Below are 11,517 nucleotides of genomic sequence, written 5' to 3'. Positions count from 1 at the left end.
ACTATGGCTGAAGTACTTCATCACGAAAACCACGGACACGATGATCATCATCACCATGATGATACAGATATCACTGTCTTTGGTTTTTGGACATACTTGATGAGTGACTTGATTTTGTTCGGTACACTCTTCATTGCGTATGTTGTCTTACAAAATCATATTCCTGCAGGTACACCAAGCCCGCATGAAATGTTTAGCGAATCTTTAAATTACGTTTTAATCGAAACCTTTGCACTTTTGATTTCTTCTGTAACGTTTGGCTTTGCAGTTCTTGCACGTTATAAAAATAACGTAAAAGGTGTAATGACTTGGTTAATGATTACCTGGTTATTTGGTGCAACCTTTATTGGTATGGAAATTAATGAATTTATGCACCTAGTGCATGAAGGTCATGGTCCAAGTCATAGTGCATTTTTGTCTGCATTCTTTACTTTAGTTGGTACACACGGTATCCATGTGACTTCAGGTCTTGTTTGGATGATCGTTTTAATGTGCCAAATCAAGAAAAATGGTCTGACATTAGCAAATACACGCCGTCTAGCATGCTTAAGTTTATTTTGGCATTTCCTAGATATCGTATGGATTTGTGTATTTAGCGTTGTTTACTTAATGGGAGCTATCTCATGAGTCATCATTCTGAAGCCGCACATGGCAGTATGAAGCAATATACAATCGGTTTTATTCTATCTATCATCTTGACTGTTATTCCTTTTGGAATGGTAATGACTGGTGGTTTTAGCCGTGAAATGCTTCTTAGCGTTATTGGTATTACTGCGCTTGTTCAAGTTCTTGTACAATTAATCTTTTTCTTGCACATGAATTCATCAGAAGAACAACGTTGGAATGTCATTGCCTTTACTTATACAATTTTAACCATTTCAATTTTATTGATTGGTTCTGTATGGGTAATGAATTACTTACACTTCAACATGATGATCTAAACTGGTTGTCATGCTGAAAAAGTATATATTCCTGACAAAACCAGGGATACTCTTTGGTAACTTTGTTACCACTTTGGGCGGTTTTTTCTTAGCCGCCCAAGGCAATATAGATATCCTGCTTTTACTCTACACGCTTGTAGGAACAACACTTGTTGTTGCTTCAGGTTGTGTTGTCAACAACTTCATTGATCAAGATATAGATCACAAAATGGAGCGCACACAAAATCGCGCTTTAGTTAAAAAAACCATCACTCCTACTATTGCTCTTATCTATTCCTTTATTTTAGGGATTATAGGGATCAGTATGTTGTGGTTTTTAGTCAATCTATATGCAGTTAGCTTTGCAGTTCTTGGCTTTATTGTCTATGTGTTCTTTTATAGTCTTTGGTCTAAACGCACTTCTATACATCAAACCGTAATTGGTAGTATTTCTGGAGCTTGTCCACCCGTTATTGGCTATACAGCTGTAAGTAATGAATTTGATGTTGCAGCATTGCTTGTATTTCTTGCGTATGGTTTATGGCAAATGCCACATTCATGGGGAATTGCAATCTACCGTTTCAATGACTATAAACAAGCAGGTATTCCAATTTTACCTGTAGCACGCACAATCTTTAGAACAAAAGTAGAATCTTTAATTTATGTTCTTCTTTTTACTGCTGTTCTAAATGGATTATATTGTTTTAACTATACAAATATCTTCTTTTTAGTGACCTTTAACACTTTATGTGGTTATTGGATCTATCTCTCTATCATTGGTTTCAAAGCAGAAGATAACCATGCTTGGGCAAAGCGCTACTTTTTGTATTCTGTAATTTTAATTACCGCACTTAGTTTAAGTTTAAGCTTTAGTTACCACTCTCCTGCACCTCATCTACCAATTTTTTAATTTAAGATAGAGTGGCTTTCCACTCTATTTTTTACCTTGCTTTACATTCAAAAAAATGTATAATCCAAGCTTCCGCAATTTGCGGCACAATAAATTTATTGTGACTCCTTGCTTTTAAATTATTAAAAGCTGTCCAAACCGTAAGGAGCTGACAATGCGTCACTACGAAATCGTACTTTTGGTACATCCTGACCAAAGCGATCAAGTGGTAGGTATGGTTGAACGCTATATCTCTCACATCAAAGAAGCTGAAGGTCAAATTCACCGTTTAGAAGATTGGGGCCGTCGCCAATTGGCTTACCCAATCAACAAAATTCACAAAGCGCACTACATTTTAATGAATGTTGAATGTGGTCAAACTACGCTTGATGAGTTAGAAGAATTGTTCCGTTATAACGATGCAATTATTCGTAACCTTATCATCCGTCGTGAAGATGCAATTACTGACGAATCTTTACTTGCTAAAAGTGCTGAAGAAAAACGTGCGCGTAAAGCTCAACGTGAAGAAGCACAACAAGCAACTCAAGAATCTGCTGAAGCTTAAGGAGAACTATCAATGGCACGTTTTTACCGTCGTCGCAAGTTCTGCCGCTTTACAGCTGAGAACGTTACATACATCGACTACAAAGATATCGATACTTTAAAGCAGTACATCACTGAAAACGGCAAAATCGTTCCTAGCCGTATCACTGGTACTAAAGCACGCTATCAACGTCAATTAGCGCTTGCAATTAAACAAGCTCGTTTCTTGGCTTTGATTCCGTACACTGACAACCATAAGTGAGGTGAGCTGTGGACGTTATCTTATTACAACGCATTAAAAACCTTGGTAAACTAGGCGATAAAGTTTCAGTTAAAGCTGGTTACGGTCGTAACTTCTTGATCCCTCAGGGTAAAGCAGTTGCTGCAACTGAAGCAAACACTGCAGCTTTTGAAGCTCGTCGTGCAGAACTTGAAAAGCAAGAAGCTGAAGTATTAGCTTCTGCTCAAGCACGTGCAGACCAATTAAACGAAGTAAATATCGTAATCACAGCGAAAGCTGGTGATGAAGGTAAATTATTCGGTTCTATCGGTACTCGTGATATCGCTGATGCATTAACAAATGCTGGCTTAAACGTTGATCGTGCTGAAGTTCGTTTACCTAACGGTGCGCTTCGTCACACTGGTGAATTCAACATCGCAATTCAATTGCACCATGATGTTGTTGCTGAAGTACTCGTAACAATCGTTTCTGAGTAATTCTTTAGCAAAAAAAAAGAGCATGCTTTTGCATGCTCTTTTTTTGCATTAAAATATCGCAAACTCAACTACCAAGGTTATTTATGTCTGCCACAGTTTCATCTGATGCTAAAGAAGCTGGATTCCGTACTCCCCCTCATAATTTAGCAATTGAACAAGCTGTTTTAGCAGCCCTTATGACTGTAGCTGAATCTTTTGAACAAGTCGGTGATATCTTAAGTGAAGATGACTTTTACGCAACACGTCATAAATATATCTATAGAGCAATTGAAAAACTAGCACAAGAAAACTCCCCTTATGATGCAGTTTTAGTACACGATTGGCTCATTACCCAAAACCTCATTGAGGCAATAGGTGGCGAAGACTATCTGATGCAGTTAATGTCGGATTCGCCTGCAAGTTTTTATAACTTAGAAACTTATGCAACTAAAATTCGTGAATTTGCAACATTACGCAGTATGATCAAAGCTAGCAGTGAAATTTTAAGCAATGCATATGATACAAAAGGTCGTAACGTTTCCGAACTTTTGGATTTAGCCGAAACCAATATTTTTGCTATTGCAGAACAACATAATAACAATAAAAAAAATGTAGGACCTAAACCAATCACAGCAGTTGTTTCAGATGTATTTAATAAACTCAGTGAACTCTCACAATTAGAAGGTAACATTACAGGTTTATCGACTGGGTTTATTGAACTAGATAATAAAACCTCAGGTATGCAAGCAGGTGATTTAATTATTGTTGCTGCACGTCCATCTATGGGTAAGACTACTTTTGCAATGAATCTTGTTGAAAGCGTACTGTTTAACTCAGATCTGCCAGCACTTGTCTACTCTATGGAAATGCCAGCAGACTCTATTGCAATGCGTCTTATTTCTTCTTATGGTAAAGTCCATCAAGGGCATTTACGTTCTGGAAAATTAGACAGTGATGAGTGGTCTAAAGTCACAGGTACTATCTTACAACTCCAAGAAAAGTCATTATATATTGATGACTCCTCTGCTTTACCACCCACAGAGTTACGTGCACGTGCACGACGGATAGCGAAACAACATGGGGGAAAACTTGGCTGTATTATGGTCGATTACTTACAGTTAATGAAAGTACCAGGTATGGGAGATAACCGTGTTGGTGAAATCTCAGAAATTTCACGGAGTTTAAAAGCATTAGCTAAAGAAATGAACTGTCCTGTCATTGCACTGTCTCAGCTTAATCGAAGCCTAGAAAATCGTCCAAATAAACGCCCTGTCATGTCAGACTTACGTGAATCTGGGGCAATCGAGCAAGATGCCGATTTAATTATGTTCATTTATCGTGATGAGGTGTATAACAAAGAGTCTAAAGAAGCAGGAACAGCTGAAATTGTAATTGGTAAACAGCGTAATGGTCCGATTGGTACTGTACGTCTTGCCTTTGAAGGACAATATACACGTTTTAGTAATTTATCTCCTGAATATTACAACCAATTTGATGATGATGAATAAAATTTAAAGGAGTAAACCGTGCGGCAAGCAACGATTACCATTGACAAACAAGCACTTAAAAAAAATTTTAATCGTGTTAAATCACTTGCCCCACATTCCAAAGTCGTCAGCATGGTAAAAGCTAATGCATATGGGCATGATATTAAAGCATGTTTAAGTGCTCTATCTGAAACAGACGCATTTGGTGTGGCATGTTTAGATGAAGCCATTCAAATTAGAAAATTAGGCTACACTCAAGATATTACATTGATTGAAGGTGTTTTTGACGAAGCGGAACTCGTAAGTGCCATTGAATATAACTGTGAATGTTTAGTACATCATCAAACGCAAGTTGAATGGATTAAAAAACATCATACATCTTACAAAAAGAAAAATTTAAAAGTTTGGGTAAAATTAAATAGTGGTATGAATCGCTTAGGCTTTAAACCTAATGAAATTGTGTCTATCATCAGAGAATTAAAATCTTTTGGTTTTACCTGTATTTTAACAATGCACTTTGCAAATGCAGATACAGAACATGATTTAAACCAACAGCAACAAAAACTATTTTTAGATATTAAAGAGCAATGTTCGCCGATCTTGGCGTCTTGTTGTAATTCTGCAGCACTTTTTAAGTGGCAAGATCTTCATTTTGATTATGTAAGACCAGGCGTTATGTTGTATGGAGCAAGTCCTTTTGCAGATCATACTGTTAATGAACTAGAGCTTACACCTGTTATGGATTTTTCAGCAGAAGTGATTGCTTTAAATACCATACAGGCAGGTGAAAAAGTTGGCTATGGCTCAAGTTTTATTGCTCCTCATGCAATGAAAATTGCAGTTATTGGTGTTGGATACGGTGATGGTTATCCAAGAGCTTATCAACAACAGAATTATGTTTATATAAATGGAACGCTTGCTCCTTTAATTGGACGCGTTAGTATGGATATGATGGCAATTGATGTGACTGATTTACCAACTTCTATTGGCGATAAAGTTGAGCTTTGGGGCAAACACCGTTTGGTTGATGATGTTGCTATTGCCAATGGTACGATTGGCTATGAACTCTTATGCCGCCTAACAACAAGACCTCACCGCATATGAATATACAAGAAACATCAAATAGCCTTTACCGCCAATGGCAAATTCTATCTAAACTCACTACAGGCAAGTGGACAGGCACACGTCAGCTTAAAGATGCTTTAGAACGTGAAGGTATCAAAGTAAGTTTACGCACTATTCAACGTGACCTAAATCAACTCAGCGAACGCTTTCCTATAGAAAAAAATGAAGAAGTACCACAAGGTTGGCGATGGAAAGCAGATGCACCTATTCAGAGCTTACCAAATATGACAAGCTCGCAAGCCGTTACTTTTATGATGGTTGAAGAACACCTGAAGCACTTGCTTCCACCAAGTTTATTAGAAGAAATGAATCCATGGTTTGATTTAGCACGTCATAGTCTTGCAAATCAAAATAACGTTAAGCAATGGATTAATCGAGTAAGAATGGTACCTGCCACACAGCCACTTATTCCACCTATACTCAATAAAGAAGCACAGCAAGTTATTTACGAAGCACTTTTACAAGATCAACAAATTGACTGTATTTATCGTACACGTAACAACCAAGATGATAAGCACTATACTTTGAACCCACTGGCTTTAGTTCAAAAAGGTCCTGTTATTTATTTGGTTTGTACACGCCATGATAAAACAGATTTACAAACGTTTGCCTTGCACCGTTTTCAATCAGCCACATTACTAGATACGCATGTGGTGCATCCTACAAACTTTGATTTAGATACCTATATAGACTCAGGTGCATTAGGTTTTAGAGTGGATTACAATACACCCACTCAAAATGTAATTCTAAAACTTACCATGTCTGAAAATACGGCTCAAACATTTTATGAAACACAACTGAGTAAAGACCAAAATATTCAATTACTTGAAGATAATATTATTGAAGTAAGCGCAACCGTACCTTTTACTTCGCAACTTGTTTGGTGGCTACGTAGTTTTGGGAAGAAAATTCTACATATAGAACCGCAAGAAGTAGCAAATGAAGTCTATGAAAAAGCCTGCTAGAAGCAGGCTTTTTTTTATTTCTTGGTTTTACGTATAGTAATCATAATTAACTGTACAGCCGCAGGTGTTACACCCGGAATACGGCTCGCTTGTGCAAGTGTTTCAGGCAATACTGTTTTTAGTTTTTGCGTAATTTCACGCGATAAACCTGAAACAATATCATAGTTAAAGTTAGTTGGAATTTTTGTTTCCTCCAAACGTTTTAACTGTAATACTTCTTCTTGCTGACGGTTAATATAACCTGCATATTTCACTGCAATTTCAATTTGCTCACCCACTTGTTCAGATACTTCTGAGTCTGTTAGTGTCGCAATTTGAGAGAAATTAATGTTAGGACGCTTAAGTAAGTCAATTGCATTACACTCTTTACTTAAATCTGCACCTGTGAGTTCAACAAACTTTTTACCCATTGGATTATTTGGTGCTGCCCAAAGATGCTGTAAACGTGCTGTTTCTGTTTCTACAGCTTCCATTTTTTCGCAATATGCCGCCCAACGCGTGTCATCTACTAACCCAAGCTCACGTCCTACTTCAGTTAAACGCTGATCGGCATTATCTTCTCGTAACATCAAACGATATTCTGCACGTGAAGTAAACATACGATACGGTTCTTTTGTACCTAACGTAATAAGGTCATCAACTAGTACACCCATGTATGCCTGATTACGTTTTGGCGTCCACTCTTCTTGTTCCCAAGCACGGCGTGCAGCATTTAAACCTGCAAGTAAACCTTGAGCTCCTGCCTCTTCATAACCTGTTGTACCATTAATTTGCCCTGCAAAATACAAGTTTTGAATGGCTTTGGTTTCTAAGGTAAACTTTAAAGCTTGTGGATTAAAATAGTCGTACTCAATTGCATAACCAGGACGTAAAATATGCGCGTTTTCCATGCCACGAATTGAGCGTACCAAATCAAACTGCACATCAAAAGGTAGCGATGTTGAAATACCATTTGGATAAAGCTCATGTGTCGTCAAACCTTCAGGCTCAATAAACACTTGATGTGAATCTTTATCTGCAAAACGATGAATTTTATCTTCAATAGATGGACAGTAACGTGGTCCAACACCTTCAATAACCCCTGTATACATCGGAGAGCGATCTAAACCACGGCGAATAATTTCGTGTGTTTTTTCGCTTGTATGCGTGATGTAACAGTTCACTTGCTCAGGATGCATTGATGCATCCCCCATAAATGACATGGTTGGCGATGGAAAATCCCCAGGTTGTGCTGTCATCACAGAAAAATCGACTGTACGCGCATCAATACGTGGAGGTGTACCTGTTTTTAGACGACCTACGGGTAAATTAAGCTCACGTAAACGCGATGCAAGTGCAATTGACGGCGGATCACCTGCACGACCACCACTTGAATTTTGTAAACCAATATGGATAACACCACCTAAAAATGTACCTGTGGTGAGTACAACTGTTTTGGCATCAAAACGAATGCCCATTTGTGTCACAACACCTTTTACAGTATCGCCTTCTACAATAAGGTCATCCGCGGCTTGTTGAAAAATATCTAAATTGGCTTGATTTTCTAAAGTCTCACGAATGGCTGCCTTATAAAGAACACGGTCTGCTTGTGCACGTGTTGCACGTACAGCTGCCCCCTTACGCGAATTTAAAATACGGAATTGAATACCACCTTTATCAGCTGCAAGCGCCATTGCACCGCCAAGCGCATCAATTTCACGTACTAAATGAGATTTACCAATCCCACCAATTGCAGGGTTACAGCTCATCTGCCCTAAAGTCTCAATATTATGAGTTAGCAGTAGCGTTTGTCGCCCCATACGTGCTGCTGCCAGCGCTGCTTCTGTACCTGCGTGACCACCACCAATAACGATAACATCGTAAACTTTAGGATAATGCATAATTTGTGTCAGAGCTTTAAAAAAGACGCAGTATTATATCAAATAAAATGCAAATTACATAAAACCACACATTCTTTTACTAAACGTCTATAAAAAAAAGAAGAGTTTATTCCTATACTAAAAATGCAGATAACAATTAAGGAACGAAGAAAATGAAAAATAAAGTATTCGCGTTGTGTGTAGGCTTAGGTTTAGGACTAACCGGTGTGGCGCATGCCGCACCAAGCGAAGGCCCTGCATGGTATAGCCCAACCACAATTGTCCAAAAATGTAAGGGTAAAACAGATGGTACGCCTGTATCTTATGCTGCACATGGTGTGTTATGGAACGGTACATGCCAAACACAGTTTGTACCCACTAAAGCAATGAGCCTACATGGTGATGAGCCAGAATTAAATAGTATTTGTAAGTCTGATCCAACTGCAACATCTGTAACAGTAAATGGGCAAGCTTATAAAGGTAAGTGTGCCGTGGCTTTTGCACCACCTCGCCCACAAGCTTAATAAAACACATAGCCATAGTTTAACCTATGGCTATTTTTTTGATTTATTGGCATAATTTGATCAATTTGATGTTGATTGATACAGTATGAATTTGGAGCGCGTTGACCTTAACTTACTCATTTACTTGGATGTTTTATTACGAGAAAAAAATGTAACACGCGCCGCAGAACAATTAGGTATTACACAACCTGCCATGAGTAATATTCTCAGGCGTTTAAGAAACCTATTTAACGATCCTTTACTCATTCGCTCATCAGAAGGTATGACACCAACCGAACGCGCTTTGGAACTTCAACCACGTATTCGTGATGCTCTGTCTGATCTTTCTATGATTTTAGAGCCACGTACTGAGTTTAGACCTTATACAAGTAAGCGCGTATTTCGTATTATGACATCTGATTATGCCGAAGCCACGCTTGTACCTCGACTCATTAAAGCCCTACGTGCTGAAGCACCGCATGTGGTTTTAGACTTTCTTACCCCAAGTGATGTATCATATCGTGATATGGAGCAAGGTAAAGTTGATCTTGCAATTAATCGTTTTAACGAAATTCCACAAAGCTTTCACCAAGTCCTTGTTTGGCGTGACAGTTTTTCTTGTTTAGTCAATCAAAATCACCCCCATGTTGATAATTTAAATCTTAAAAACTATTTAGATGCCGATCACATTTGGGTATCCAAAACAGGAATGGGAATTGGCTTTGGTGTTAACCCAGAAAAACAAACAGGTTTAGGTTGGATTGATCAGGCTTTAGAGCGCATTGGTCAGAAACGAAATATTTCAATCTTTACTCGTCATTACCAAATGCCTGCTTTACTTGCACGTAATGTTGACTTAGTTGCAACCCTACCCACACGTATTGCTCGCTTACAAGCAGAAAGTGAAGATCTTGTGATTAAAGATCCTCCTTTTTATATTCCAGAAATTGAACTAAAAATGGCATGGTGTCCACTTCTGCACCATCATCCTGCACACCGCTGGTTACGACAACTCATTTTGTATGTTGCACGCCAAATTGTGGATGAAGAAAATAGAAGCAAATGATACACTTTTACAAAAAACAACAGGTGCCCTGTGAGTCTGTTTCAAAATATCCTCGTGATTATTATTTTGATTGTAGGTGCAGGTTTTTTAGCACTAACCGAAATCGCCTTAGCGGGCGCACGTAAAGTTAAGTTAAAAATTCTTGCCGAATCTGGTGATGATCGCGCGCAAAAAGTTCTTGATATTCAAGAACACTCGGCAGATTTCTTTGCCGCTTCTCAAATTGGTTTAAATGCAGTTGCCATCTTAGGTGGTATTATTGGTGAACCTGCATTTAGACCCATGTTTTTAAATCTTTTAGATAATTTTTACCATGGTCCATGGAGTGAAAATATTTCTTTTGGACTTTCGTTTACTTTAGTTACCTCATTATTTATTTTATTTGCCGATCTAATGCCAAAACGCTTGGCAATGATTGCACCTGAAAAAATTGCAGTTGCTGTAGTTAATCCAATTCAAATTTACATCAAAATTTGTAAACCGCTTTCTTGGTTAATTAATGCAATTGCAAACTTATTATTTAGACTATTTAAAGTAAATACGATTCGTGATGACAATATCACGTTTGATGATATTTCTGCTGTTATGGAAGCAGGTGCGCAAGCAGGTGTATTACAAAAACAAGAACATCACTTTATTGAAAACGTATTTGAACTTGAAGAACGTACAGTTCCTTCAAGTATGACCACACGTGAAAATATTGTATTTTTTACGCTTACAGAATCCGAAGACAGTATTCGTCAAAAACTTGCAGAATATCCATTTTCTAAGTTTTTGGTGTGTAATGAAACGATAGATCAAGTCATTGGTTATGTTGACGCAAAAGATATTCTTGTGCGTATTTTAAATAATCAATCTATTAATCAATTAAATGAATCTACAATTCGTACGGTACTCACTGTACCTGATACGCTTACCCTGTCTGAACTTTTAGACCGCTTTAGATCTACAAAAGAAAAATTTGCCGTTGTTATCAATGAGTATGCATGGGTAGTTGGTGTTATTACCATTAGCGATATTATGATTACGGTAATGGGCGATTGGGTAACACCAATTGAAGAAGAACAACAAATTATTAAACGTGATAATAACTCATGGTTAATTGATGGTAGTACGCCTATTGAAGACTTAAAACATGCACTAGATATTGATGACATGCCAGATGATGGTCACTACGAAACTGTTGCAGGTTTTATTATGTACAAATTACGTAAAGTGCCTCGTCCTGCTGATGTAGTTGAGTTTGAAAACTTTAAATTTGAAGTTGTAGACGTAGACCATTATAAGATTGATCAACTGCTTGTAACTCGTACACTTGAACTGACCGAAACACTTATATCATCAGAAGATTAATGCCATTGTTGCTGTAATTGATACAATACCTCAATTTCGTCTTCTGATAAGTTATTAAATTCATTCATGCTATTTCTCCTTAATGGGGAAATAGCATAATTAAAAATTATT

The 11,517-nt window shown here is 37.7% G+C and carries 13 protein-coding genes; 12 read left to right on the top strand and 1 reads right to left on the bottom strand.

Annotated features, from left to right (window positions below; genetic code table 11):
• The first annotated feature begins 3 nt into the window (after positions 1–3).
• From cyoC to PCI70_RS01025, 9 genes are all read left to right on the top strand, one after another.
• Complete coding sequence (gene cyoC, locus PCI70_RS01065) at positions 4–627, top strand: cytochrome o ubiquinol oxidase subunit III (protein ID WP_269913501.1); 624 nt, start codon at positions 4–6, stop codon at positions 625–627.
• Complete coding sequence (gene cyoD, locus PCI70_RS01060; RefSeq protein WP_269913500.1) at positions 624–941, top strand: cytochrome o ubiquinol oxidase subunit IV; 318 nt, start codon at positions 624–626, stop codon at positions 939–941. Before cyoC ends, cyoD begins: the two co-directional genes overlap by 4 nt.
• Positions 942–951: 10 nt before the next feature.
• The gene (gene cyoE / locus PCI70_RS01055; protein WP_269913499.1) at positions 952–1,830 is read left to right on the top strand and encodes a heme o synthase; all 879 of its coding nucleotides are present in this window, start codon (positions 952–954) and stop codon (positions 1,828–1,830) included.
• 154 nt (positions 1,831–1,984) lie between these two features.
• Positions 1,985–2,374, top strand: coding sequence for a 30S ribosomal protein S6 (rpsF, locus tag PCI70_RS01050; RefSeq protein ID WP_269913498.1), 390 nt, complete (start codon positions 1,985–1,987; stop codon positions 2,372–2,374).
• 12 nt (positions 2,375–2,386) lie between these two features.
• Positions 2,387–2,614 (top strand): 30S ribosomal protein S18, encoded by a 228-nt coding sequence (gene rpsR, locus PCI70_RS01045; RefSeq protein WP_087513862.1) that lies wholly within the window; start codon positions 2,387–2,389, stop codon positions 2,612–2,614.
• Between the two features lie 8 nt (positions 2,615–2,622).
• Positions 2,623–3,069: a 50S ribosomal protein L9 gene (rplI, locus tag PCI70_RS01040; protein ID WP_269913497.1), complete on the top strand. Its 447-nt coding sequence runs from the start codon at positions 2,623–2,625 to the stop codon at positions 3,067–3,069.
• A gap of 83 nt (positions 3,070–3,152) precedes the next feature.
• Positions 3,153–4,556, top strand: a complete 1,404-nt coding sequence (dnaB, locus tag PCI70_RS01035) for a replicative DNA helicase (protein ID WP_269913496.1) — start codon at positions 3,153–3,155, stop codon at positions 4,554–4,556.
• Positions 4,557–4,574: 18 nt separating this feature from the next.
• A complete protein-coding gene (alr, locus tag PCI70_RS01030; protein WP_269913495.1) occupies positions 4,575–5,639 on the top strand; it encodes an alanine racemase in 1,065 nt (354 codons plus the stop codon).
• Complete coding sequence (locus PCI70_RS01025) at positions 5,636–6,625, top strand: helix-turn-helix transcriptional regulator (RefSeq protein WP_269913494.1); 990 nt, start codon at positions 5,636–5,638, stop codon at positions 6,623–6,625. Before alr ends, PCI70_RS01025 begins: the two co-directional genes overlap by 4 nt.
• Positions 6,626–6,639: 14 nt before the next feature.
• Here PCI70_RS01025 and mnmG read toward each other — a convergent pair whose 3' ends face one another.
• Positions 6,640–8,505: a tRNA uridine-5-carboxymethylaminomethyl(34) synthesis enzyme MnmG gene (mnmG, locus tag PCI70_RS01020; RefSeq protein WP_269913493.1), complete on the bottom strand. Its 1,866-nt coding sequence runs from the start codon at positions 8,503–8,505 to the stop codon at positions 6,640–6,642.
• A gap of 152 nt (positions 8,506–8,657) precedes the next feature.
• Between mnmG and PCI70_RS01015 the strand changes: the two genes are divergently transcribed.
• The 3 genes from PCI70_RS01015 to PCI70_RS01005 all read left to right on the top strand — a co-directional run bounded on the left by PCI70_RS01015 (position 8,658) and on the right by PCI70_RS01005 (position 11,406).
• Complete coding sequence (locus PCI70_RS01015; RefSeq protein ID WP_269913492.1) at positions 8,658–9,008, top strand: hypothetical protein; 351 nt, start codon at positions 8,658–8,660, stop codon at positions 9,006–9,008.
• A gap of 85 nt (positions 9,009–9,093) precedes the next feature.
• The gene (locus PCI70_RS01010; protein ID WP_269913491.1) at positions 9,094–10,053 is read left to right on the top strand and encodes a LysR family transcriptional regulator; all 960 of its coding nucleotides are present in this window, start codon (positions 9,094–9,096) and stop codon (positions 10,051–10,053) included.
• 30 nt (positions 10,054–10,083) lie between these two features.
• On the top strand, positions 10,084–11,406 hold the full coding sequence (locus tag PCI70_RS01005) for a hemolysin family protein (protein ID WP_269913490.1): 1,323 nt from the start codon (positions 10,084–10,086) through the stop codon (positions 11,404–11,406).
• Positions 11,407–11,517: the final 111 nt, after the last annotated feature.

The sequence above is a fragment of the Acinetobacter sp. HY1485 genome (assembly GCF_027568475.1).
Lineage (GTDB): Bacteria > Pseudomonadota > Gammaproteobacteria > Pseudomonadales > Moraxellaceae > Acinetobacter.
The sequence above is the reverse complement of the archived record's forward strand: the minus strand, read 5'-3'. Positions and strand labels throughout refer to the sequence as shown.